The sequence below is a fragment of the Marinomonas pollencensis genome, from assembly GCF_003387375.1.
GTDB classification, from domain to species: domain Bacteria; phylum Pseudomonadota; class Gammaproteobacteria; order Pseudomonadales; family Marinomonadaceae; genus Marinomonas; species Marinomonas pollencensis.
In genome coordinates, this window is the sequence record NZ_QUNG01000006.1 from 179,926 (window position 1) to 204,443 (window position 24,518).

The following is a 24,518-nucleotide window of genomic DNA, read 5'->3' on the forward strand; positions in this document are numbered from 1 at the left end:
TGTTTGCTGGTATTTGGATTATCTTAACCTTCTGTTAAACTTCGCGCGCTTTCAATAGGGTTGTTATGGACGCAATAAACTCAATTTCTACATTAGATTGGCTGATCATCGCCGTCGTTATAATTTCTACCCTACTGAGCTTAAAAAGGGGATTTGTTAAAGAGGTCTTGTCGCTAGTGACTTGGGTTGTTGCCTTTGTGGTGGCCGTCAAGTTCTCCGACAATATGCAAGCGCTATTGATCGATCAGGTACAGAGTGATCAGATCCGCTATATTGTGTCGTTTGCTTCTTTATTTGTGGCGAGTTTAATAATTTGTGCTTTGGCCAGTTATTTAATTGGCTCGTTAATACAGGTTACAGGCCTTTCTAGCACTGACAGGGTGCTGGGAATGGTATTTGGTTTTGCACGTGGGAGTTTGATTGTCGTGGCTTTTGTTTCATTGCTGAGTTTAAGCCCAGCAATAGAAAAAACAGAGCTTTGGAAGTCATCGCAATTGATCCCTCAATTAGTGCTTTTGAAAGACTGGACGCGTGATATGTTAGGCAAGAGTTCGGATCTTGTTGATCCGACTCTCATTGACCGCGCTCTTGGAAATTAGTTGTCTAATAGGCAGCGAGTGAAGAACCTTTATTGTGTGTTATAAGCACAATTTCCCCAACACGAGGATCTAGAACATGTGTGGTATCGTTGGTGTCGTAGGCACATCCATGGTCAACCAAGCCATCTTTGATGCGTTAACCTTGCTTCAACATCGCGGGCAAGATGCTGCAGGGATGGTAACCAGCCATAATGGACGTCTGTGTTTACGCAAAGACAATGGTCCGGTTAGTGAAGTGTTTCGTACGCGTCACATGAAAAAATTGCATGGTAATATAGGCATTGGGCATGCCCGTTACCCAACAGCAGGCACCTCCAGCTCTGCTGAAGCACAACCTTTTTACGTTAACTCTCCTTATGGTATTTCGCTGGCTCATAATGGCAATTTGACCAACACAGAAAAGCTTAAGCAAGAAGTGTTTGAATCCGATTTGCGCCATGTGAACACCACTTCTGACTCTGAAGTATTGGTCAATGTATTGGCCCACGAGCTGCATTTAGAAGGCAAGCTTGTACCAACACCAGAAGACATTTTTAATGCACTAGAGCGTGTTTATAAGCGTATCGAGGGTGGTTATGCTGTCGTCGCTTTGATTACTGGATATGGCATTCTTGCGTTTCGTGATCCTGATGGAATTCGCCCATTGATTTACGGTTCTAAGCAAACGGAAGGTGGTGTTGAATACATGGTGGCGTCTGAGAGCGTGGCTTTGGATGCGGCAGGTTTTACCATTGAAAGAGACATTCAGCCTGGTGAGGCGATTTTCTTTGACGTCAATCACAAGGTTCATGTGCGTCAATGTACACCGAAAAAAGTAGCTCGCCCTTGTTTGTTTGAGTACGTTTACTTTGCTCGTCCTGATACGGTAATTGACAGTATTTCTGTTTATAAAGCCCGGATGAATATGGGAGATCGTTTGGCGGCAAAAATCCAACGTGAATGGAAAGATCATGACATAGACGTGGTTATTCCGATCCCAGACACCAGCCGTACAGCTGCGTTGCAGATTGCTCAAGCTTTGAATATTCCATTCCGTGAAGGCTTGGTGAAAAACCGCTACATTGGCCGTACCTTTATTATGCCAGGGCAAGCGGTGCGTAAAAAATCCGTACGCCAAAAGCTAAACCCAGTGCCATTTGAGTTTAAGGACAAAACCGTTCTGCTAGTTGATGACTCCATTGTTCGTGGTACCACGAGTAAAGAAATCATCGAAATGGCGCGTGATGCGGGTGCGAAGAAGGTATACATTGCTTCGGCGGCGCCAGAAGTGCGTTATCCGAATGTGTATGGTATTGATATGCCAGCGGTAACAGAATTGATCGCCCACAACCGTAACGTGGATGAGATCTGTGAGTTGATTGGTGCTGATAAGTTGATTTTCCAAGACTTAGAGGATTTGATTGCCGCTTGTGTCGATGAAAAGCACTCAGAAGTTCGTGAGTTTGATACTTCTGTGTTTGATGGAAAATACATCACCGGTGATATCACAGAAGCCTACCTCACACGTCTTGAGACTGCGCGAAATGATACCCAAAAAGACTCTGTTGAAAATGCTGCTAGTAGTGACATGATGCACCCTATGTAACAATAGAGTGTGACAGCAAGTTACCAAACAAAGCCAGACCAAGTGTCTGGCTTTGTTGTTTTTGGTTAGGGCTATTTTGAAGAAGCACGAATGTCGCAATACAAAGACGCAACAAATACCATTCGTGCAGGTGTTCGTCAGGCACCAGAGCAAGAAAACCGCGAAGTCATTATTGAGGCTAGTCGTGTTTGACGGCTAGCTCTCTATCGAGGCGAGTTTTTCAGCTTCGTCAGCGGCTTCTTGTTTGCGTTCTGCACGACGGTAGCCGAGTACCAGAAGGCAGGGTGTTAAAATAAGCGTCAAAGGTGTCGCGAAAGCGAGCCCGCCTGCAATGGCGGTGGAGAGCTGTGTCCACCATTGTGCCGAAGGCGCACCAATGCTGATAGACTGATGAATCAAGTCCACATTAAGCTGAAATACCATAGGTACTAGCCCTAGAATGGTGGTAATGGTGGTCAGCATAACCGGTCGTAGGCGTTGTACGCCGGTGCGAATGGCGGCTTCACGTACTTTCATACCTTGTGCTCTAAGGGTGTTAAAGGTATCAATCAGCACGATATTGTTATTCACCACTATGCCCGCCAGGGCAATAACGCCGACCCCGCTCATCACCACACCAAAGGGTTGCCCTTTTAGCATCAATCCAATAAACACGCCTATGGTTGAAAAGATAACGGCACTAAGAATCAGGATGCATTGAAAAAAGTTATTGAATTGGGTAACGAGAATAATTGCCATGATAAAAAAGGCGACGAAAAACGCTTTCATTAGAAAGTCAGTGGACTTTTCTTGATTCTCTGTATTGCCTCTAAACTGATAGGAAATCGACTTATCTAATTCTGAGTCGAGTCGCGCTTTGATGTCATTGATCACGTTATTGACTACCACGCCATCTTGCACATTAGCGTCAATGGTGATGGTTTTTTTGCCGTCAGTACGGTTAATGACACCTTGTTTGGGCGCGGCGTAACGCTGAATGAAGTTACTCGCCGGAATAGGTCCTTGGGAGGACGGGATTTGTAGTTGATCAAGTTGTTCAAGGCTGCGTTGATTCACAGGGTAACGCAGCACTATGTCAATTTTATCGTCAGCGCCTTCGGGTAAGAAGTCGCTGAGAATTAACCCGTTGCTCACCAGTTTGACCACATTGCCTAGCGTGTTCATATCGACACCATAACGACTGGCCTTGGCGCGATCTACTTCAATCCGCCACTCAATACCCGGCTGTGAGCGATCGTCTTCCACGGAAATAATCGTGCTCTGGTCTTTGAGCTGTTGAGAGATAATATTCGCTGCTTCGTTTAAGGGGCGACTGAAGTCTGAACTCAATTCAAGTTGAATGTCTGCACCGGATTGCGGGCCATCCTGCTGCACTTCTGTGGTCACTAATATGCCTGGGATTTGAGCGGTCTTTTGACGTATTTTGTTCAGTATTTCGTTGGCCGGTGGGCGCAGTGACCAATCGATAAACTCCATGGATATTTTACCAATACTGTCCGCCGCGTCGTTATTTCCTGGACTGTCAAAGGTGGTTGCAATCAGTGTTTTTAAGTTTGGGTTGCCAATCAGTAGGTTTTCGACTTGGCGCACCAAGGCGTCTTTTTCACTGAGCGATAAATTGCCTCGGGCATGAATTTCAAGATTGGCAACGTCTGGTTCAATATTGGGAAAAAACTCAACGCCTTTCCCGTACAAGCTGTAAATCACTTGCACACTGATCAGTGCAGTGACTACAAATAAAAGCACCCAGACAGGAATCTCCACAAGGCGGGTTAATACTCGACTATACCAGCCAGCAAAGCCTTTTAGCTTGCTTAAATCGCCATTTTCAGCCACTCGTAATGCCAGTAAAGTGGTGTTGCTATAGCTGCCTTTTTTACCAATTAATGAGCCTATGGTGGGCAGTACAATTAATGCCATCACCAGGGATGCGGTGAGTGTCGCAATCACTGTGATGGGCAAATAGCGCATAAACTCGCCGACAATGTCAGGCCAAAACAGCAAGGGCATAAAGACCGCAAGTGTGGTGCCTGTAGAGGCAATAATAGGCCAAGCCATACGCTTAGCCGCTTCACTGTACGCTTCTTTTTTTGGTGCGCCTTCTGCCAGTTTTCGGTCGGCGTATTCGGTGACCACAATAGCGCCATCGACCAGCATGCCGACGCTTAGTATGAGCGCAAATAGCACGACCATATTAATGGTATAGCCCTGAATATTGAGCAATAAAATACCGGTGAGAAAGGCACCGGGAATCGCCAAGCCGACTAAAATAGAGCTGCGAATGCCTAACGCCCACACAATGACTATCATGACTAATAATGTGGCGGTTAACACATTATTAAATAGATCGTTTAAGGACGTTTTGATGTTGTTTGATTCATCTTGAGAAAGGCTGTATTCGATGCCATCTGGCCATTGCTTGCTGTTTTTTTCGACTAAGGCTTTGACCGCATCTAGGGTATCAATGATGTTGGCTCCGACTCTTTTTGAGACGGCGAGCGATAGGCTGTTTTTGCCATCGACTCTGGCGTAGCTGGTCGGGTCTTCAAAGGTAAGCTCGCCACTGGCAATATCGCCCAGTTTGACCACATTATCTCCGTCTACCTTGATCGGTAAATTTAGAATATCTTCTTTGGTTTTGAGCAATCCAGGCACTTTTAACGGAAAACGACCGGCGCCAGTGTCGAGATTTCCGGCGGCGACAAGTTGATTGTTGCCGGACACAAAGTTAGCCACATCTGATAAATTCAAACGATAGGAATTAAGTTGTTCAGGGCGAATGATGATCTGTGCTTGTTGCTCTCTGTCGCCGCTGATTTCAGCTTCTAGTACACCGCTCGTGGCTTCAATTTGGTCTTGTAAGTCATTGGCTATACGGCTTAAAGTGGTGAAGCCAACGTTGCCGGATAAGTTAATCCGTAGCACGGGAAACGTCGATAAGTTGATTTCAGAGACCGTCGGTTCGTCAGCGTCATCAGGCAGTTCGCTTTTTGCGCGGTTCACTTTTTCTTGGGTATCAATGATGGCCTGATCAATATTAGTGCCTTGATTAAACTCCAAAATCACAGACGCGTGATTTTCTGATGCGGTAGAGCGGATCTTTTTTAAATCATCCAGTCCTTTTAATTCTTTTTCTAACGGTTGTACCAGCAAGCTGTCTGCATCTTCAGGAGAAATGCCATCGAGTGTGACCGACACATAAGCCATTGGGATGGTGATATCAGGGGTGCTTTCTTTGGCGATTTCCACGTAAGAAACGCCGCCAGAAATCAGAATTAAGGTGAACAATAATAAAATCGTACGAGAGCGGGCCAGTGCGGCGTCTATTAATGTTTGCATAGCAATGGCTCCCTAATGATGAATGTCGACGATGTCACCATCGTTAACAAACCCTTGGCCGACGGTAATCAGGTTGACCTCGCTGGGTAGGCCTGATACCCAGACTTTATCTCGTTCTGATTTTACGATGTTGACTGGATAGGAGACGACCTTGCTCTGTGAGTCGACGGTTTTAACCGCGGTGTTACCATCGTCGTCTAAGGTAAGCAGTGCAGGGGAAAGTGCTTGTGCTTTTTGTTGGCTGAGGGCGAAGGTCACATCGGCAGTAAGACCTGCAGCAATACTATGGTTAGGATTGTCGATGAGCAGTTCAACGTTAATCGAGCGACTTTCGGTATTGGCTTGGCGGCTGATATAAGACACCTTGCCCGTGGTTTCGAGTCCAGTGGCGAGATGCACCTTGCCTTGGGTGCCTAAATGGATATGGTGAATTTTGTTCTGTGGGATGGTGACTTGAATACGCAGTGGGTTGAGTGAAACCAAAGTGCCAATGGCAGAATCATCACTGAGCATTTGCCCCTTTTCTATGTCTAAGGTATTTAGCACTCCAGAGAAGGGAGCCGTCACAGTGGCATTTTCTAAGTCGATGGCGAGTGACTTGGCGCTTGTTAATGCGCTGGCCAGATTAGTTTCTGCTTCGGCTAAACGAACGTGTGAAGTTAAATTAATGTCTTTAAGTTTGTTAAGCCCATTGAGTTCTATATTGCGTTGTTTAATCAGGGCGCTTGTTTCTCTGATTTGGGTTTTGAGAACGCGGGTATCAATTTGTAGGATCGGCGCTCCTTGTTCTAAGAAATCCCCCTTTGTTGAGTAAAGTTTGACTACTTCACCAGGGTAGCTGTTGGTTAACGTGAGGATTTTGTCGGCTAGGGTTTGGCCGGATAACGCCAGATAAAGGTTAATGGATTGCGCTTGAATGTTTGTTACTTGGACGCTGTGTTTTTGGTTGCTAAGAGAGGTGTGCTCGGCATTATTGCTGTTGCTTTCGTTAGTGTTTGTAGGGCTGTCATGTTGAGACGCGGTAATGCCATGTCCTCCTGCATAGATCCATAACACCGCAGCAACGGTGATTATTATGGCTACTAGTGGGCCTATTTTACTTTTAAGCTCCATTAACCGCTCCCTGATGTGTTTTATCTGCTTGTTATTATTTTAAGTTTTGCGTCAATTATATGCACAAAAAATTCGCATTAAAATGATCTTTACCCACTTATATAAGCATATTTTTGCTGTCTGTGTTGTGTCGTTAAGCTGTGCTTGGCTGTTTTCTCTTTTTATTGGTGGCTAATTGTCAATTTTTGGATTGCTGTATCTTGGTTTCGCTAAACCTTCGTTAGGAAGGGTGATATTATACGCCCACTAAATTTACTCTCTTTTTTATTTGGATAGATATGAGTCTATTGTCTTTAGAACAGGTCAGTGTTGCATTCGGGCATAATCCGCTGCTGTCAAAAATCAGTTTCGCTGCCGAAGCTGGCGAACGTGTTGCCATTATCGGCCGTAATGGGGCGGGTAAATCCACCTTTTTAAAAGTAGTGTCAGGAGAACAGATTCCCGACGAAGGTGTGGTGCGTATTGAAGGGGGAATGCGTGTTGCGCAATTGCCTCAAGAACTGCCAGATGCCAATCAGAAAACCGTCAGAGAAGTGGTCAGCGAAGGGGCAGGTGAAGCCCATAAACTGATGAAGCGCTATTTTGCTTTATTGGAAGATTTCGAAAACGATCACTCTGATGAGTTAGGCAACATTCAAAGTGAATTGGACAAGATTCAAGGTTGGGATCTTGAACAACGAGTGAATCACATGATTCAACGTTTAAAGCTGCCCGCTGATAAGCTGATGTCTGAGTTGTCAGGTGGTTGGCGTCGACGTGTTATTTTGGCGCAAGCTTTGGTGTCTAACCCAGATGTATTGTTGCTGGATGAGCCGACTAACCATTTGGATGTGCCCACCATTGAATGGATGGAGCAACAGCTCCAGCAGTTCCGTGGTTTGATCCTGTTTATTACCCATGACCGTCGTTTTCTCGAAAAACTTGCCAATCGCATTGTTGAGTTAGATCGTGGCAATTTGATTTCCTTCAGCGGCAATATCAATGAATTTCTTGTCTTTAAAGAAAAACTGCTCGAAGAGGAAGAGCGTGCCAACGCGCTATTTGATAAACGCCTAGCGGAAGAAGAAGTGTGGATACGCCAAGGCATTAAAGCACGCCGTACGCGTAACGAAGGCCGTGTTCGAGCCCTGAAAGCATTGCGGGTTGAGCGCTCAGAGCGTATCAGTCGTCAAGGTAATGCAAAAATGGCCATTGAAACCAAAGAGCGCTCCGGCAAGTTAGTCGCGGAATTTACTCAGGTGGCTCATGCTTTTGCAGATAAAGTCATTCTGCAACCCATGGATTTGATTGTGAATCGTGGCGACCGTATTGGTCTGATCGGGCCAAATGGTTGTGGTAAAAGTACCTTCTTGAAAATTCTCTTGGGTGATCTAGAGCCTAACTCAGGAACGGTACGTCAGGGCACCAAATTAAATGTGGCTTATTTTGATCAGCTACGAGAACAGCTAGACCCAGAACAGACGGTGGCTGAGAACGTAGGCGAAGGCAAAGAAACCATTGAGATTAATGGTCAGAATAAACATGTAATTGGCTATTTGGGGGACTTTTTGTTCCCACCTGAGCGTGCTCGAACCCCAGTCAAAGCCTTATCGGGTGGTGAACGTAACCGAGTACTGCTTGCCAAACTGTTTACCAAACCTGCCAACCTATTGGTTATGGATGAGCCAACCAACGACTTAGACGTGGAAACACTGGAGTTATTGGAAGAGTTGCTGATGAATTATGAAGGCACTTTGCTTCTAGTCAGCCATGACCGTGCTTTCTTGGACAATGTGGTTACCAGTGTGGTGGCATTTGAAGGCGAAGGCAAGGTACGTGAATACGTCGGTGGCTATCAGGATTGGATCCGCCAAGGTGGACAGTTCCCAGTAGAGTCTACGTCGCAAACGACAGAGACAAAACCTGCGACGAAAAGTACCCCGAAAAAAGAGCCAGAAGCAAAAGTAGCCGCCAAGCCAAAATCTAAGCTGAGCTATAAAATGCAGCGTGAATTTGATCAGATGCCAGAAACCATTGCCAAACTGGAAGAAGAAATCGCGGCATTGCATCAAATCACCAGTGTGCCTGACTTCTATACAGGTGATGCAGAAAAAGTACAGCAAATGTTGGCGCAAGTGGCCGATAAAGAACAGGAACTTGAGACAACCATGGAGCGTTGGCTTGAGTTAGAAGAAATGCAGAATGGGTAAGTTATGAGCCAAAAAATTACATCTATCTCTTTTATACCGCGCTTTTTTGGCGCGTTTGGGCAGTTTTTTAAATACATGGGCAGTGGTGAATATGCGGCTCGCTGTGCAGCTGTCGGCAAAGGTGAAGCCTTCGCTTTTGAAGCTCAGCCAACCGTTGTCACCAAAGAAGTTGAAGTGATTCGTGAAGTAGAAGTCGCGGCGCCCGTATTGGATAGCGTTAATGAAGATGGTGCTCACCAATTATTGCAATTGTTGCAGCGAGAAGCGCGTTTTATTGACTTCATTCAAGAAAGTATCGATGGCTACGATGATGCAGATGTGGGCGCGGCTGCGCGTCAGATCCATGCGGGCTGTGCCAAAGTGATCAAGCAGCACTTCACCATTGAGGTGGTAAACAGTGCGCCGGAAAACAGTCGTTTAGAGATTCCAGCGGACTATGATGCAAAACAAATTAAGTTAGAAGGGCGTGTTGAAGGCGCTGGTCCTTATACTGGTACCTTAATTCACCCTGGCTGGAAAGTAACCAACACTCAACTGCCTAAAGTTAACTCCACCGATAATTTAACCATTTTAGCGCCTGCAGAAGTCGAGGTTTAACCATGAGCGAATATTTTATTGGTATCGATTTGGGTACCACGCATTCGGCTGTCTTTTATTCACAGGCGAATACAGAAACTGGTGCGGCTGATATCAAGCAATTGCCGATTCCGCAGTTTACTGCAGCAGGCCAAGTGACAGAATGCCCATTGTTGCCTTCTTTTGTGTACTTTCCTCATGCGACTGAATTTTTAGAGAGTGATTTGCAATTGCCTTGGGGAAAAACAGAGGCGATTGTGGGTCAGCTAGCACGCGAACTGGGAGCCAAATCCTCTGGTCGTTTGGTACAAAGTGCGAAAAGTTGGTTGTGTCATTCACGTGTCGCAGCAGACGAAGCCGTGTTGCCTGTTGATGCGCTGGAAGAAGTAACCAAAGTGTCACCTGCTTATGTGACAGAAACACTGTTGTCCCATTTGGTGAGCGCTTGGAAAAATGTCTTCCCGAATGCCGCCATTCAAGACCAAGAAGTGGTGATTACCGTACCTGCGTCGTTTGACCCAGCCGCGCGTACTATTACCGAACAAGCAGCAGAGCGAGTTGGCTTGCGCGCGCGTTTAATTGAAGAGCCCTTGGCTGCCTTTTATGCGTGGCTTGCGGATCAGGCGTCTTGGACCGATGACCTTGAAGTGAATGAACACATTCTTGTTGTCGATGTGGGCGGAGGTACAACCGACTTATCGCTTATTCAAGCCGTTGAGCAAGACGGTGTATTGGGCCTAGAGCGTGTTGCGGTTGGGCGCCATATTCTATTGGGTGGCGATAACATGGACATGGCATTGACCTACCATCTTGCCGGCCAACTAGCACAAAGTGGTACTCAATTAGAAGCGTGGCAGATTTCAGGTCTTACTCAAGCTTGTCGTGAAGCGAAAGAGCGCTTGCTCGCTAATGCAGAATTATCAGATGTTAGTGTGGTGGTGCCGAGTCGCGGCCGTAGTTTGTTTAATAACAGCATCAAAGCGACTTTAACCCAAGAAGGTGTGCAGCAGCTGTTATTGCAAGGTTTCTTCCCAGCAGTGGCTTTTGGTGAGCAAGCTCAAAAAGCTCCTCGAACGGGTATCAGTACGATTAACTTGGATTATGAAACAGACCCTGCCATTACGCGCCATATTAGCGAATTTTTAGCACAGCATGATGCCAAACCGAGCAAGATTCTGCTTAACGGTGGCGTATTTAATGCCAGCCTTATTCGTTCGACCATTGAAACTCGTTTGCGTGACATGTTGGGCGAGACCGAGATGACCATGCTGACGCCATCGCATCTTGATCATGCGGTAGCAAAAGGGGCAACTTACTATGCAGTGGTGCAAGCGGAAGGCGGGGTTAAAGTAAAAAGCGGACTGGCTGCTAACTATTACATTGGTGTGGCCAGCCCAATGCCAGCAATTCCAGGCATGGCACCACCAGTAGACGCAATTTGTGTGGCGCCATTTGGTTTAGAAGAGGGCTCGGACGAACTGATGTTGCCGAATGAGTTTTCTTTGGTTGTGGGGGAATCGGTGACATTCCGTTTCTTCCAATCCCAAGACAGCCAAGTCGCCCCAGTGGGTAATGTGGTTTCTTCTTTTGGTTTGGCGCAATTGACTGAATTGAACCCGATTAGTGTGCGATTAGACGCAGGTCATTACCAAGAAGGCGAGATGGTGCGTGTTTACTTAACGGCCCGTGTGACTGAATTAGGTTTGTTGTTGCTGCAAGCGCACGACACTAACTCAGACCTGCATTGGACCATCGAGTTTCAAGTCAGGGAGGTGTAATGCCAGCCTCAACTTTTCGCGTAGGAATCGATTTGGGGACCACGAATACAGTGGTCTCCTATTTATCAAGTGAACAAAGCGAACCGACCCTATTGCCCATTCCGCAAGTGATGGCGGATGGCTCTGTGCAAGAATTCGATTATTTGCCAAGTGCTATTTATTTGCTGGCAAAAGATGAAAAGTTGGACCCGGTATTACCTTGGCGTAATGGTGAAAAGCAATGCATCGTAGGTGTTGGCGCGCTTAGCTTAGGTCAACGCCGTGCTGGTCAATTAGTGCAAAGTGCTAAAAGCTGGCTGAGTCATAGTCGCGTCGATCGGCGTGCCGCTATCCTTCCTTGGGCCAGTGAGTTTGCGAAAAAACTAAGCCCACTAGAAGCCAGTGAAGTGCTGCTGATGCACATTAAGCAGAGCTGGAATCACCGTTTTCCACAGGCTCCGCTTGAACAGCAAACCATTGCTTTAACCTTGCCCGCTTCATTTGATGAAGAAGCGCGAGCGTTAACTTTAGAAGCGGCTAAAAATGCCGGTCTAATGGATCTGTACCTACTCGAAGAGCCGCAAGCGGCGTGTTATCACTATATTAGCGACGACGCTAAATTAGCGGCCTTAGCTGACAAGAAAATGCTGTTGGTGGTTGATATTGGTGGAGGAACCAGCGATTTTAGCTTGGTGTCTATTCATGCTAATGCAGAGTCCCAAAAAAGCATTTCTTTAAAGCGTATGGCGGTTGGTGAGCACCTCTTATTAGGGGGCGATAATCTTGATCAGGCGCTGGCATTTCAGCTTGACCCGAAACAAATATCGACACTCTCCGCAACCCGCTTAGCGGCACTGGTACAGCAAACACGACAAGCAAAAGATACCTTGCTAAGTGAGAATGCGCCGGAGAACGTTAGCATTACCATCTTAGGGGGAGGGAGCTGTTTGATTGGCGGCTCGCAGAAAATAAGCGTGTCGCGGGACGCTCTATTAGAGCAAGTACGCAGTGGTTTTTTTCCCATTGTTGATCTGCAAGATAAAGTGCAGAAAAGCGATTATGCAATGCATACGCTAGGTCTACCGTACGAGTCCGACCCGGCTTTTAGTCGTCATTTAGCAGCCTTTCTAGCCAGCCATCAAGAGGTTATTCAGCAGGCTACTGGCACTAATATGCCCGATGCTGTGTTGTTTAATGGGGGGTTGTTCAACAGCTCTGTGCTAAAGGCTCAGCTAATGGCGCAATTAAATGCTTGGTCTGATACCCCGATATTAGCCTGTGTGGCAGAAGAACCTAATGATGCGGTGGCAAAAGGTGCCGCATTATATTTGAGTGCATTGGCTGGTGAAAGCACGCGTATTGAGAGTGGTGTGGCCCATGGTCTTTATCTAAAAGTGGGAGAAGATCAGTTTGTTGGCATCTTGCCAAAAGGCACGCTAAAAGGGCATACCCTAACACTAGAAGAAGATTTCTTTGTCACTTTAGGGCAGCAAGTGCAATTTCCTTTGTATCGTTCAGACGATCATCTTGAGTGTGTGTTAGGGCAAGTTCGTTCACAACAAGGGCTGCATTATATTTCGACCTTATCGACCGAACTGGATGCTTCAACAGACACTTCTGAGAGTGTGGTGAATTTGGCGGTTCAAATGACGGAAGTGGGCGTTCTGCAGGTTTCACTAAAAGCAAAGAATCAACGAGATCAGTGGCGTTTAGACTTCTCTACGCAGGCTTCTGCAGCCTTATCTTCTGCAAGCGGTCCTGCGGAATCTGATCAAGCCGGTCTGTTGCACGCCAATATGGGCCAAGCTGAAGAACATTTAACTAAGTGTTTTTCCAGTGCGGGGCAAAAACAAGCGCCTGATTTGGTCAAGTCGCTAAAGCAAGATCTCGATGCTTTATTAGGCAGTCGTGATGATTGGAACCTTGCTAGTTCTCGTCGCTTGGTTGATAAATTATTGAGTTTAAAATCTGGGCGTATGAAAAGCGCGCAGCATGAGCGTCAGTGGTTGCAATTGATAGGCTATTGTCTGCGTCCAGGCTTTGGCGCCGAGGAAGATTCAGCGCGGGTGCAACAGGTCATTAATATCACCAAAGCGGGGACCCAGCATGATGCGGCGGCAGTGTGGGGGCAATATTGGACCTTATATCGTCGTATTGCAGGGGGCTTATCGGTTGAGCAACAAACGCTGCTTTTTAAACAGTTCAGTCAATTCTATTCTCCGTCTGGGCAGCGTTCCCGAGAGAAAATGAAAGCGTTAGCAACCCGTTCAAGTGATGATTTAATTCGTCTAGTGGGGGCATTAGAAAAACTGGATCTAGCCGATAAGAGCACAACCATTGATTGGCTGTTAAAGCGTTTGTCAAAATCCTCTGAGCCAGATACCGCATGGTGGACATTAGGGCGCATTGCGTCGCGTCACCTTTTATGCGGTGAGCAAAGTCTGCGTATCTCGGAAGACGCTTTGCAGACATTGCTGGATGCAGCGCTGAAAGAAGACTGGAAAAAGCGTAAGCAAGCAGGACTTGCCGCTGTGTTGATGAGTCAGGTGAGTCTAGGTGAGTCCGACATGCTGAAGGACTACCGTAAGAAAGTTGCTAAAAAACTGCTAAAAGATAAATGCCCTAATCAGTGGTTAGAGCGTCTTAATAGCCAGATTGAAATTAACAATGATGAATTAAATGCATTGGTCGGTGAAAGCTTACCCATTGGATTGCGCTTATAAAGCTATGAGCTGATTGCAGTGTTAATGACGGACTTTATCTGTTATTGAAAGGCCTAGTGTTAACCCACTAGGCCTTTTTTATTGTGGCAAACTGGGTTAATCAAATGAAAAGCCAAATAGGTTAATGTCGGTTTTATAGGGCACTTCAACTGGGCTTGCTAACAATTCGTTGATACGCGCGAGGTAAGTTGTCATCTTATGGGCATGAAGATTTTTTTCACTCGGGATAGAAGTAGTGAATTTGGTGGCTCTGAGGGCGCTTTTTACACCACTGGTTTCAGCATACTGTTTATCTCCCATTAAGATTACTTCTGTTCCCATGTGCCAAAAAATATCTAAATTCTTAATCTGCAATGGGCTAATGGGGGGCACTAGGGGAACAATGTCATGTAGTGTGACAACACGAATTAATGGTAAATCATCGAACTTTTTCGCGCCGGTTACATTGGTCACCTTGGGCTGTCCAAAGGTGATGACCTGAGTCACCGCATAACCGTCTGTTTGTAAATACATGCCCAAAATAACCGCGATGGCGCCACCTAAACTGTGCCCAGTGATATGAATAGGTTGATTCTTGTTTAAGTAGGGTTTCATGTTGGCGTAAATCGCTCTGGCTGCTGAAGCAAAACCTTGATGCAATTTGATGTCTAATACCGGGTCGGCTTGTAAGGAGACGGTTAAATCTATCATGGCATTTTGTAAGTTAGCGGTTCCACGTACCGCGATGGTTTGTACGTCCTTAGTCGTGCTCAAAAAGTAGCTCACTTGAGAATCGCTAATTAAGGATTGATGCACCAGTCGCTGGCCTTGTATCTGTAAGCGCGATTCCAGAGTGTCGGCTTCTAAATAGGTATCATCGGATAATTGGGCTTGGCTTTTGATGACAGAGAAATCTTGTGTAGCAAAAGCGGGTTGGAAGGGTGCGATTAAAAGAATGAGAGCGAATAGAGCAAAAGCATGAAACATTGTGAGGCTGCTAACTTACTGGTTGAAGAGCGCTGAGGTTACTAAAAAACCTCTTCTAGTAACAGAGTTTTGTCCTTTGTATAGCACCTTTTACGCTGTATTTAAGTTGGTGTTGAAACTTTTTTTTAACGAGTTATTTATTTGTTTGGTGCTTTTATGGGTTATGTGGAATAACCATATTCCATTATGGTATTACTGCTTTCTTGCAGTCAACGACGACTTCTTTACAATCCACTTCCTTTTTTTAAATGTCTGTTTTTGTTACAGCATTTTTCATATTTAAATTTGGAATGATTAATGAATGTTAAAGAGCATCTAAGTGGCTTTGTGCTACTTTGCGTAGTACTCACCTTAGGTGGCATTGCGTTAGATTCAATGCTGTTCTTCCGCTTAGTGATAGGCTTGGGCTTAGGCTATGCATTAACGCGTTCTGCGCTGGGTTTTGCAGGCAGTGTGAATCGTGCTTATCGGGCTGGTTCTACAAAATTAATGCGAGCATTAATGTTGATGTTTGCTGCGACCGCTGTTGCTTCTGTGGCATTTTTGTATAACCAAGATCCCCACGGTATGAACCTATGGGTTAACCCTATTAACGCAGGCTTAATTGTCGGCGGTTTGATGTTTGGTTTTGGTATGTCGTTTGCGGGCTGTTGTGCTTCAGGAGTATTAACTTATTTCTCAAGTAGCTTAACGCGTCCTGCATTGGTGTTGTTGAGTTTTGGAATGGGTGTGTTCCTTGGTTTCCCATTACAAGCGCAAGAAAGCTGGATCCGCGATAGCTGGATTTCATCGGCTACCTATGAAGGTAAAGGGGTTTATTTGCCAGATTTGTTTGCAGGCACCCCTATGGATGGCTATCTTGGGGCTATTTTACTGACGGTTTTATTTGCCGCTATCGTCAGTTGGTTGGCCCATCGTTATGAGCGCCGTCGTCGTCTGCAAGATACTTTTATTGGCGTAGCGTCTGAAAAAGAGCAGCAAGAAAACAAACCACACGATTTGGCTGCCCATGCCTTCTTTAGTCGAGAGACTTACGAAGTGCTGTTTGTTCGCCGTTGGTCGATGACCACGGGAGTCGCCGTGATCGTTGTGTTATTTACCTTGATGATGGGAGTAACAGGTGCTGGTTGGGGGGCTTCAACACCGTTTGGCCTTTGGTTTGGTCGCTTACTGATTGCTGTGGGCATGGATCCAATGAGTATCTCAGAATTTACACATCGCCCTGTGCAAGCGTTTACTATGCCTTTCTTTAGTCATCCAATAAATGTGCAGAACATTGGTATTATGCTAGGGTCAGTCGTATCATTACTCTTAGCAGGTCGCTTTTTTAGTGGTATGTCTCGATTGAAACTAAGTGGCCGTGAAGCGGCTATGCTAATTATCGCAGGCTTGGCCATGGGGTTAGGAACACGATTTGCCAATGGCTGTAATGTGGGAGCCTTGTATACGCCAATCGCTAACTTCTCATTATCTGGCTGGATCTTTTTAGTGGTGATGGTAGCTGGTGGTGTGTTCGGAAACCAGATAGGTAAGCGATTGAAAAGCGCCTAGGCATTTTAGTTACTATTAATAGTAATCTATAAGAACCACCTTTTTTGCACTGGAGAGGTGGTTTTTTGTTTCTGGCCGACTGATTGTCGCAGCGGTTAGGTCAGAGAGTGGTGTAACGAGATTTGGTAATACTTCTTAGCAAACAGTTACATAAAGTCTATATTTATAGACTAGTGCCTTCTTGTATTATCAGACTAACAGGTAGTTTTTTGATAATAGATGTGAAAGCTTTGGCGATTGCATCATCTTAACCACAGAGGTGCCGCGTTTGTTTCATGATGTTGTAAGTTAAACGAACTCGTCTACAAGGAATTTGAGATGCATAACGTAACGGGCTACAGCAAGTTGAAAGTAGCATTAATACCGCTTACCGTCAGTGTGGTCGGTTTAATTGCTTTGTTTTTGATTTTTCCTCCCTCATTGTTTTTTACCCCGAGCTTAATGTCATTCACTATTGCCGCTGTTTTGGGTTGCAGCGCAATTACTTCACTCATGCTGCATCGCATGTTCATGAAAAATTTCCAGGTGATATCCGATCTCTTTCACTCAATAGATGATGCTATCATCGTTAAAGATTACCAAGGGGACTTTACATTTTGTAATAAAAGGGTCGCTTATTTATATAAAAGTAGCCCTGAAAAAATGGTAGGTAAAAGCGATTACTATTTTACAAAGAACAAAGAGCAAGCGGACTTTTTCTTAACCAGTGCCCAAGAAATCATGAACCGCTTTCAGAAAGAAGTGGTGTATGAATCATCGATGGATACGAACACTTCAGAAACGCGTCATTTTAGCTCAATAAAGATTCCCTATAGAGACACTCAGAATGCGCTGAAAATTGCTATTTTTGCCCGAGACATTACTGAGGTTACTTGCCTTAAAGAAGAGGCAGACAAAAACCAAAAACGCCTTGAGCATGTTTTGGATGTGTCTGAAGAAGGTTTATGGGAATGGAATATTCAAACCAACCAGGTGCTCCACAATAAACGCTGGGAAAATATTATCGGTATTGAATCCAGCCAAGAAACTTTTGTAGAGTTTGAAGCCTGTATTTTTCCAGAAGATAAGGCCAAGGTAGGTCAAGCGCTGGATTCGCTATTGACCAGAAGCCAGCCTTATAACATAGAATTTCGTATGACTCGCCCAGATGGGGAAGTCATTTGGGTATGGGACCGGGGTAGGGTGGCTGAGTTTGATGAAAATGGCGACCCTGTTTTGCTGGTGGGAATTATTCTTGATATTACAAAAGAAAAACAAAACCAGCAGAAAGTTGAGCGGTTAGCGTATCACGACAACCTTACCAATTTGGTGAATCGAACCCAATTGGAAGTCGAATTAGAAGAAACCATAGCGGCGAGCATTCAACATAATCAATACAGTGCGATTCTGTTTTTAGACTTGGACCGCTTTAAACTCTTAAACGATAGCTATGGTCACCACATGGGAGATAAATTGCTTAATCTGGTGGCCACTCGGCTGGTTGAGCATAGCACTGAAGAAATGGTTGTATCACGCTTTGGTGGCGATGAGTTCGTCATTATTTACCCTTTGGTTGATGATAATGAAGACAAAGCGACCTTCGAAGCTCAGCGTTACGCGAACGAGTTAATAGAAGCCATTTCAAAAACCTTTTTTATTGAAAATGAAATTCATGATGTTTCCATCGAGTATGATATTTCCATCAGTATTGGGGGGCTTGTGTTCAATGGTCAGGATATCTCTACTGGCTGCTTGTTGCAGTTGGCAGATTTGGCTTTGTATCGTGCTAAAGCGTCCTCTGTACCTCAGGCCTTTATTTTTGGCATAGATATGAGAGACGAACTCACACATTCTAGCCAATTATTGAAAGACATTAGGCAGTCTATTTTGGATTTGGACTTCTTAATTTACCTACAGCCAAAGTTAAACAGAGATGAGACCTTGATTGGTGCCGAAGCCTTGGTGCGATGGCAGCACCCGACGCGAGGCTTGCTTGCTCCTGCAGAGTTTATTGACCAGGCCGAGGAAAGTAATTTTATTGTTAAGATTGGCAAGCAGGTGTTGTTGCAAGCCTGTGAACAGCTGTCAATTTGGCAATCGTCAGACAGCACAAAACACCTAACCATTGCGGTGAATTTAAGTGCGAAACAGATCTGGCAGAGTCAGTTTGTTGATGACTTTATGCTCACTTTGAGCTCTTTTGATATCGATAAGAGCAAGCTCATAGTGGAAGTGACTGAGACGGTTTTATTGCAAGATGTGAACGATGCTACTGAAAAAATGAACCGTCTTAAAGCGTACGGCATTACCATTTCACTAGACGACTTTGGTACTGGGTATTCTTCGCTTAATTACTTGCATCGTTTGCCGATCGACGAAATCAAAATAGATCGCTCTTTTATTAATGATTTCGCAGATGATGAGCAAGTGAAGTTAATGGTTACATCAATTGTAAATCTAGCGAATAACTTTGGTCTAAATGTTGTGGCGGAAGGTGTTGAGAATATTGAGCAGTTCGCTCAGCTTAAGGAAATCAATGTCGATGCGTACCAAGGCTTTTTCTTTAGTAAGCCTATTTCGTTAACGGATTTTAAACGTTACTTACTCACCTAGTTATCTGTATCTTGCCAGGTTCAGGGTAGGGGGATTCACCACCTACCCTGAATCGCATTAGGCTTTAAACTTATCTGTAATGCGTTTTATGGCGTTCGCCTGTTCCTCGAGTTTGGTCATTTGCTCCGCCGTTTTATTCGCATCGGTACCAATGTTTTCCGCTAGAATAGCGATCCCTGATACATTTTGAGAAATGCTATTGGCCACTTGAGATTGCTCATTGGCGGATGTTGCTACCTGCACATTCATCAAGGTTAGCCCTTTTATTGACTCAGTACTTGAATCAATAATGCGATTTATTTTTTGCATGGACTCCACTACCTTGTCCCGTTGTTCGGCAGAGCCACTCATTTCATCAATGGTTTTTACTGAGCTGCTTTGTAGCTTCTCTAAGATCTCTTTTATCTCCACCGTGCTTTGCTGAGTGCGTTGTGCAAGGCCACGCACTTCATCGGCGACTACGGCAAAGCCTCTGCCTTGCTCACCCGCTCTGGCTGCCTCAATGGCGGCGTTTAGCGCCAGCAGGTTAGTTTGTTCAGAGATTCCTTCAATGACGGCGAGGGCATGATTGATTTCTTCTACATTTTCACCAACCACGGCAACGGATTGCTCAACGTTATTGAGTACGTGGCTTAGTTCATTAAATTGTTCGCTAGAGAACTGAACTTGTCTAACCACTTCTTGAATTTCCGTTTCAACATTTTCGGCTGATTGTTTGGTGTTTTCTGCAATATCAGCAATTTGAATAGAGTTAGACGCCATTTCTTCAACCGCGGTTGCCACCATGTTGGTTTCGTCGATTTGTTTGGCGGAGACGGCTTCGCGTTTTTGACGTTGCTGGTTTGCTACGCTGGAAATGGAATGCAATTCGTCACTGGCGGATTTTAGCGCGGTAATATCTGTCGCCATGGCACTTAAGAAGCGGTTAAAATCGCTCGCAATGTCGTTCAAAATATCAATAGAGCTGTGGGGTAAGGATTTGGTTAAATCCCCTTGTCCTGATGCAAGCCCTTTGACCGCTGTGCCAAGTGTAAAGAGTGGTTTTAAAATACTGCGTGAAGAAAGTAACACACAGAAGACAAGCGCGATAAACACCAAACTTAGAATCAGTAGGGAGTTAAATAAGCTGCCTTCTTTAATTTGGCCGATTGAGTTGTGAATCTCAGCGGTTATTTTATCAATACTGTCGATATAAAAACCGGTACCGACAACAATATCCCATTTTGAAATATACACCGCATAGCCGAACTTTTTAGACGCTTGTTTTTCGCCTGGTTTAGGGAAGTAAAAAACACTAAAGCCATCGCCTTTTACCGCCGCGTTGACTATGTCCTGGATAAAGTAATTGTCTTGCTTGTCTTTCGCATTCCAAAAGTTGCCACCTAAAGCCGCCCCAGCACCATGCATAACTCGCACACCCTGAGTGTCGTAGGCATATAAATAACCCTGTCCATTATCGAATTTGACTTTATTGAGGGTATTTAAGGCGTCTTGTAAACCTGTTTTTCCAGGCTTATTAATATCGTCTTGAATGATGCTAAGCGAGGTGTTTAAAACACTCACTAAACGTTCTTTTTCAATCGTTAATGTTGAGTTTTCCGTCAAACTTGAAACATCGGTGGTGATGGAATGCAGTGCATTCGTTTGAATAGCGGCACTGACAATAGCGATGATAAAAAAAGGCAGAAAGGCGAGGATGTATATACGAAATTTCAAAGAGTTTAAAAACATGTTTTTATAATGTTCCTTAATGGGATACTCCGCTGAAACTATAGTCGAAAGCAAGGTAAACAGGAACAGGAAAAGCGTAATATGAGCCCCATCATTGCAGTTTTTAATGTGAGTTTTGATACACCGCAATGGAACTCGAATAAACAGGCATAGGAAATGCTGAATAAGGGGGGAGGTTGAGTTAACAAGGCGTGCTCAGGAGCTGATATAGAAGTGCAGGGCAGACTAGGGCACTGTCTTTTACGGTGGCGGAGAAATCCCAGGGATGGAATAAAGCCGGGTCGCTTTTATGGCCTTATTCCATGTCAGCATGACGCTCATCAATTCGGCAAAGCAAGAGGTTGTTTAGCAACAGCTATGCCATTCAAATCACAATAAATATAGTCACCAGCTGCTATTTTGATGCCGGCAAAACGCAATGTTTTACCCACCTCTCCCAGACCTCGCTTTTGCGTTGGCATGGGGTGTGCGTTTAATGCTTGAATGCCTAAATTGACTCGAGCTTGAGCGGCTACGTCGCGAATTGCCCCGTAAATGACGATTCCTTCCCAGCCGTTAGAAGCGGCTTTTTCTGCCAACATATCGCCAAGCAAAGCGCGTCTTACGCTGCCACCACCATCAACGACTAAGACTTTTCCTTTGCCTGGTGTTGCGACCAGTTCACGCACTCTACTATTGTCTTCAAAGCAAGAGATGGTCACGACTTCGCCGTAGAAATGGTGTTTTTTTCCATAGGATTTGAAAATTGGATCAGCGATCTCCAGATGTTCAGGGTAGAGATCGCATAAATCAGGCAGGATGTCTTTCACAAAAGCTCCATTTAGAATCAGAAAATCAGGCTTATAAATTACAATACGATTTTCTGACTCTAAATAGGAAAGCTTATCAACACCAGTTTCTTGTGCTTATAGTCACCATTTTACAGCGCTATGAACCTTGGTGTTGTTACTCGTCATCGGGTTGTGCAATATCCGCCACTTCAATAAGGCCATATTCCACAGCAATTTGAAGTAACTGAATGATGATTTCATCCGGTGGTAGCAAATGTAACGGCGTAGTTTGCCCTTGTTCCGCCAGCGCATCGGTAAGTGACACATCACGTTCTTCAAACCAAGAATGAATGCTGAGTACTTCAAAGCTGGGATCCAACCCTTTAGTTTCGTAAGTGGCTTCGACTAAAGCGCTCAGCTCATCGGGGTCCAGCCCATAGATAACATCCGTGTCGAACTCATTGGTCCACTCTGCCAGAATATCGCTGGCTTCAAAGCCGAACTCGTAAAGTTGGTTTTCATCAAGATCCAATGCATTTGGCTCGATGTTGTGGTTTTCTAGCCATTCATCATCTGGAATGACTAACACCTCTTTTACTTGTGCCTCAGGCGTTGACCAAGTGAATAAAAGAGGAAAGGCGGGCTCGTCAGATGAATTGGCGACAGCCGTCATGAATATAGGTAAACTTGCCATAATAGAACCAATGTTTGATTTTTAAGGAATAAAGAATGACCAGCCGAATCAAGATCAGTAGTGCGTTTGATGGCGGTAACATCTCCGTTATTGAAGCCTCGGAGCCGGACAATATTAGAGTAAAAATCCCCCATGATACAAACTCTAAATTTCTCCAATGGTTTTATTTTCGATTACAAGGCGGTATGGGTGAAAGTTGTGTGATTCAGTTTGAGAATGCCAACGACGCTGCTTACCCAGATGGTTGGGTGGATTACCAAGCCGTTGCCTCTTACGACCGAGAGTATTGGTTTCGTGTACCTACCGAATACGTAGACGGCAAGCTGGTTATTCATCATCAGCCGGAGCAAGACAGTGTGTACTATGCGTATTTTGCGCCATACAGTTTCGAACGTCATTTAGACATGATTGCTTGGGCTGCCAGCAATGAAGACTGCATAACACACCACTTGGGTGAAACCGCAGAAGGCCGTGATATTACTATGCTGGAAATCAGCAAAACCCAAGGTTTGGCGAAAAACATTTGGATTACGGCACGTCAGCATCCAGGTGAAACCATGGCAGAATGGTTTATAGAAGGTTTATTAGAGCGCTTATTTGATGAGTCTCACCCGGTGTCACGCGCGCTATTAGAAAAATGCCGCTTTTACGTTGTGCCCAACATGAACCCAGATGGCGCTGTACATGGTAATTTGCGGGTTAATTCAAAGGGCGTGAACCTAAACCGTGAGTGGAAAAAACCAACCAAAGAATTCAGTCCAGAAGTGCTCGCTGTGCAAACTAAGATGGCCGAAACGGGTGTCGATATGTTTTTGGATATTCATGGTGACGAAGCACTACCAGTAAACTTTGTAGATGGCTGCCAAGGTATACCTGCGTTTGATGAGCGCATGGAGGCCATGGAAAACGTGTTTAAAGACATGTTTTTAGCCGTGAGCCCTGATTTTCAGACGGAAATTGGCTATGAGCCAGACCAATTTGGTGAAGCGAATTTGACGGTAGCAACCAAATGGGTAGGCCAGACCTACCAATGTTTGGCGTTGACCTTAGAAATGCCTTTTAAAGACAATCAGAACCTGCCTGATGAAATCGTTGGTTGGTCTCCAGAACGGGCCAAAATTTTAGGTGCAGATGTACTTTACCCTGTGTATCACGTGCTGAACAGCAAGCACATGACAGTAGACGGTGAGTAATGGATTCGTTAGCAATCCTGAAAATCGCCATGCGCGAGTTTGCTAAAGAGCGCGATTGGGATCAATTCCATTCGCCGAAAAACTTGTCGATGGCGCTAGCAGGTGAGACCGCCGAATTGCTTGATTGTTTCCGTTGGCTGACAGAAGAGGCTTCTTACCAATTAGACTCGTCTCAAACGCAAGCGGTCACCGACGAGTTGGCAGATGTGTTGCTCTTTACCGTGCGCTTGGCCGATAAGCTGAATATTGATCTTATGGCCGCCGCAGAGCAAAAAATAGCGAAAAATGCACGCCATTATCCGGCGGATAAAGTAAAGGGCAGTGCTAAAAAATACAATCAGTATTGACCCTTTATCAGCGCAGATAAGGTGATTTTTTGCTGGCAGTATGTGGTGAACTGAATTAGCATCAGCGGCGAAAATATAAAGCCCCAAAGGGGGATGGCACCGTAGTCGGTAATGTATTAGGTGCCAGAAGGATACAAGCTTACCGAATTAATAACATGACAGTTTAGGATCTAAAAAATGCCAAAGGCGAGTGAAATTAAAAAGAATATGGCCGTCGAACACGATGGTAAAACTTTTATCGTACGTGACATTGAACGCTCTGTGCCACAAGGCCGTGCGGGTGGTAGTTTATACCGCATGCGCATGTACGATGTGGTAACCGGACGCAAAGTAGATGAGACCTTTAAAGATTCTGAAATGATGAGTCTTGCAGACCTAGTGCGTCGTCCCGTTATGTTTTCTTATGCTGACGGTGAAGAATACGTTTTCATGGACAATGAAGACTACACACCTTACAGCTTAAACAAAGAATCCATTGAAGAGGAGCTGTTGTTCCTAAACGAAGCAACGACAGGCATTCAAGTTGTGTTGGTTGATGATGCGCCAGTCGCATTAGAGCTGCCAACTAACGTAGAGCTGGAAGTGATCGAAACTGACCCGTCTATTAAAGGCGCATCAGCGACTTCTCGTAACAAACCTGCGAAGTTAGCAACAGGGGCTATTATTCAAGTGCCTGAACATATTTCTACCGGTGACAAGATCAAGGTGAACGTCGAAGAGCGTAAGTTCGCAGGCCGCGCCGACAAGTAACTTGTTTTCGTTATTGGCAAGTTCCTCTAAAAAACGCAGCTTA

Annotated in this window: 17 protein-coding genes; 11 read left to right on the top strand and 6 right to left on the bottom strand. The window is 45.1% G+C overall.

The features are described 5' to 3' along the window. The first annotated feature begins 65 nt into the window (after nt 1-65). Nucleotides 66-599: a CvpA family protein gene (locus DFP81_RS10740; protein WP_115897780.1), complete on the top strand. Its 534-nt coding sequence runs from the start codon at nt 66-68 to the stop codon at nt 597-599. Between the two features lie 76 nt (nt 600-675). Continuing rightward, the gene (purF, locus tag DFP81_RS10745) at nt 676-2,184 is read left to right on the top strand and encodes an amidophosphoribosyltransferase (protein WP_115897781.1); all 1,509 of its coding nucleotides are present in this window, start codon (nt 676-678) and stop codon (nt 2,182-2,184) included. Nucleotides 2,185-2,379: 195 nt separating this feature from the next. Here the strand turns inward: purF and DFP81_RS10750 are convergent, their stop codons facing one another. Both DFP81_RS10750 and DFP81_RS10755 read right to left on the bottom strand, forming a co-directional pair. After that, entirely contained in the window at nt 2,380-5,523 is a 3,144-nt protein-coding gene (locus DFP81_RS10750) for an efflux RND transporter permease subunit (RefSeq protein WP_115897782.1), read from the bottom strand. 12 nt (nt 5,524-5,535) lie between these two features. Next, entirely contained in the window at nt 5,536-6,636 is a 1,101-nt protein-coding gene (locus tag DFP81_RS10755) for an efflux RND transporter periplasmic adaptor subunit (protein ID WP_115897783.1), read from the bottom strand. Between the two features lie 278 nt (nt 6,637-6,914). Between DFP81_RS10755 and DFP81_RS10760 the strand changes: the two genes are divergently transcribed. From DFP81_RS10760 to DFP81_RS10775, 4 genes are read left to right on the top strand one after another with little or no spacing between them, the layout of a single operon-like run. Then, a complete protein-coding gene (locus DFP81_RS10760; RefSeq protein WP_115897784.1) occupies nt 6,915-8,825 on the top strand; it encodes an ATP-binding cassette domain-containing protein in 1,911 nt (636 codons plus the stop codon). 3 nt (nt 8,826-8,828) lie between these two features. Then, complete coding sequence (locus tag DFP81_RS10765) at nt 8,829-9,422, top strand: DUF2760 domain-containing protein (protein ID WP_115897785.1); 594 nt, start codon at nt 8,829-8,831, stop codon at nt 9,420-9,422. Between the two features lie 2 nt (nt 9,423-9,424). Beyond that, the gene (locus DFP81_RS10770; protein WP_115897786.1) at nt 9,425-11,179 is read left to right on the top strand and encodes an Hsp70 family protein; all 1,755 of its coding nucleotides are present in this window, start codon (nt 9,425-9,427) and stop codon (nt 11,177-11,179) included. After that, on the top strand, nt 11,179-13,881 hold the full coding sequence (locus tag DFP81_RS10775) for a hsp70 family protein (protein ID WP_115897787.1): 2,703 nt from the start codon (nt 11,179-11,181) through the stop codon (nt 13,879-13,881). Before DFP81_RS10770 ends, DFP81_RS10775 begins: the two co-directional genes overlap by 1 nt. Before the next feature lie 96 nt (nt 13,882-13,977). Here the strand turns inward: DFP81_RS10775 and DFP81_RS10780 are convergent, their stop codons facing one another. Further along, the gene (locus tag DFP81_RS10780) at nt 13,978-14,847 is read right to left on the bottom strand and encodes a lipase family protein (RefSeq protein WP_115897788.1); all 870 of its coding nucleotides are present in this window, start codon (nt 14,845-14,847) and stop codon (nt 13,978-13,980) included. A gap of 297 nt (nt 14,848-15,144) precedes the next feature. On the opposite strand from DFP81_RS10780, the gene DFP81_RS10785 reads away from it, so the two are divergent. Then, nucleotides 15,145-16,398 carry a YeeE/YedE family protein gene (locus DFP81_RS10785; protein ID WP_115897789.1) on the top strand — a complete coding sequence of 418 codons (1,254 nt, stop codon included), beginning with the start codon at nt 15,145-15,147 and terminating at the stop codon, nt 16,396-16,398. A 318-nt stretch (nt 16,399-16,716) separates the two neighbouring features. Beyond that, nucleotides 16,717-18,990 carry an EAL domain-containing protein gene (locus DFP81_RS10790; protein WP_115897790.1) on the top strand — a complete coding sequence of 758 codons (2,274 nt, stop codon included), beginning with the start codon at nt 16,717-16,719 and terminating at the stop codon, nt 18,988-18,990. A 57-nt stretch (nt 18,991-19,047) separates the two neighbouring features. Here DFP81_RS10790 and DFP81_RS10795 read toward each other — a convergent pair whose 3' ends face one another. The 3 genes from DFP81_RS10795 to DFP81_RS10805 form a co-directional block, all read right to left on the bottom strand. Beyond that, nucleotides 19,048-20,721 (bottom strand): methyl-accepting chemotaxis protein, encoded by a 1,674-nt coding sequence (locus DFP81_RS10795; protein WP_115897791.1) that lies wholly within the window; start codon nt 20,719-20,721, stop codon nt 19,048-19,050. 320 nt (nt 20,722-21,041) lie between these two features. After that, nucleotides 21,042-21,530, bottom strand: a complete 489-nt coding sequence (locus tag DFP81_RS10800) for a putative 4-hydroxy-4-methyl-2-oxoglutarate aldolase (RefSeq protein ID WP_115897792.1) — start codon at nt 21,528-21,530, stop codon at nt 21,042-21,044. 136 nt (nt 21,531-21,666) lie between these two features. Next, complete coding sequence (locus DFP81_RS10805; RefSeq protein WP_115897793.1) at nt 21,667-22,185, bottom strand: hypothetical protein; 519 nt, start codon at nt 22,183-22,185, stop codon at nt 21,667-21,669. A gap of 35 nt (nt 22,186-22,220) precedes the next feature. Here DFP81_RS10805 and DFP81_RS10810 point away from each other — a divergent pair, with 35 nt between their 5' ends. The 3 genes from DFP81_RS10810 (at nt 22,221) to efpL (ending at nt 24,475) form a co-directional block, all read left to right on the top strand. Beyond that, nucleotides 22,221-23,378, top strand: coding sequence for a M14 family metallopeptidase (locus tag DFP81_RS10810; protein ID WP_181903080.1), 1,158 nt, complete (start codon nt 22,221-22,223; stop codon nt 23,376-23,378). Then, complete coding sequence (locus DFP81_RS10815) at nt 23,378-23,725, top strand: nucleotide pyrophosphohydrolase (RefSeq protein WP_115897794.1); 348 nt, start codon at nt 23,378-23,380, stop codon at nt 23,723-23,725. The genes DFP81_RS10810 and DFP81_RS10815 overlap by 1 nt, the downstream gene beginning before the upstream one ends. Nucleotides 23,726-23,902: 177 nt before the next feature. Continuing rightward, on the top strand, nt 23,903-24,475 hold the full coding sequence (gene efpL / locus DFP81_RS10820) for an elongation factor P-like protein EfpL (RefSeq protein WP_115897795.1): 573 nt from the start codon (nt 23,903-23,905) through the stop codon (nt 24,473-24,475). Nucleotides 24,476-24,518 lie beyond the last annotated feature (43 nt).

Coding starts and splice junctions, on each gene's coding strand:
- DFP81_RS10780 (WP_115897788.1), bottom strand. CDS start 14,847: ATGTTTCATGCTTTTGCTCTATTCGCTCTCATTCTTTTAATCGCACCC.
- DFP81_RS10790 (WP_115897790.1), top strand. CDS start 16,717: ATGCATAACGTAACGGGCTACAGCAAGTTGAAAGTAGCATTAATACCG.
- DFP81_RS10810 (WP_181903080.1), top strand. CDS start 22,221: ATGACCAGCCGAATCAAGATCAGTAGTGCGTTTGATGGCGGTAACATC.
- DFP81_RS10750 (WP_115897782.1), bottom strand. CDS start 5,523: ATGCAAACATTAATAGACGCCGCACTGGCCCGCTCTCGTACGATTTTA.
- DFP81_RS10785 (WP_115897789.1), top strand. CDS start 15,145: ATGAATGTTAAAGAGCATCTAAGTGGCTTTGTGCTACTTTGCGTAGTA.
- DFP81_RS10775 (WP_115897787.1), top strand. CDS start 11,179: ATGCCAGCCTCAACTTTTCGCGTAGGAATCGATTTGGGGACCACGAAT.
- purF (WP_115897781.1), top strand. CDS start 676: ATGTGTGGTATCGTTGGTGTCGTAGGCACATCCATGGTCAACCAAGCC.
- DFP81_RS10805 (WP_115897793.1), bottom strand. CDS start 22,185: ATGGCAAGTTTACCTATATTCATGACGGCTGTCGCCAATTCATCTGAC.
- DFP81_RS10795 (WP_115897791.1), bottom strand. CDS start 20,721: ATGTTTTTAAACTCTTTGAAATTTCGTATATACATCCTCGCCTTTCTG.
- DFP81_RS10765 (WP_115897785.1), top strand. CDS start 8,829: ATGAGCCAAAAAATTACATCTATCTCTTTTATACCGCGCTTTTTTGGC.
- DFP81_RS10770 (WP_115897786.1), top strand. CDS start 9,425: ATGAGCGAATATTTTATTGGTATCGATTTGGGTACCACGCATTCGGCT.
- DFP81_RS10760 (WP_115897784.1), top strand. CDS start 6,915: ATGAGTCTATTGTCTTTAGAACAGGTCAGTGTTGCATTCGGGCATAAT.
- efpL (WP_115897795.1), top strand. CDS start 23,903: ATGCCAAAGGCGAGTGAAATTAAAAAGAATATGGCCGTCGAACACGAT.
- DFP81_RS10755 (WP_115897783.1), bottom strand. CDS start 6,636: ATGGAGCTTAAAAGTAAAATAGGCCCACTAGTAGCCATAATAATCACC.
- DFP81_RS10815 (WP_115897794.1), top strand. CDS start 23,378: ATGGATTCGTTAGCAATCCTGAAAATCGCCATGCGCGAGTTTGCTAAA.
- DFP81_RS10740 (WP_115897780.1), top strand. CDS start 66: ATGGACGCAATAAACTCAATTTCTACATTAGATTGGCTGATCATCGCC.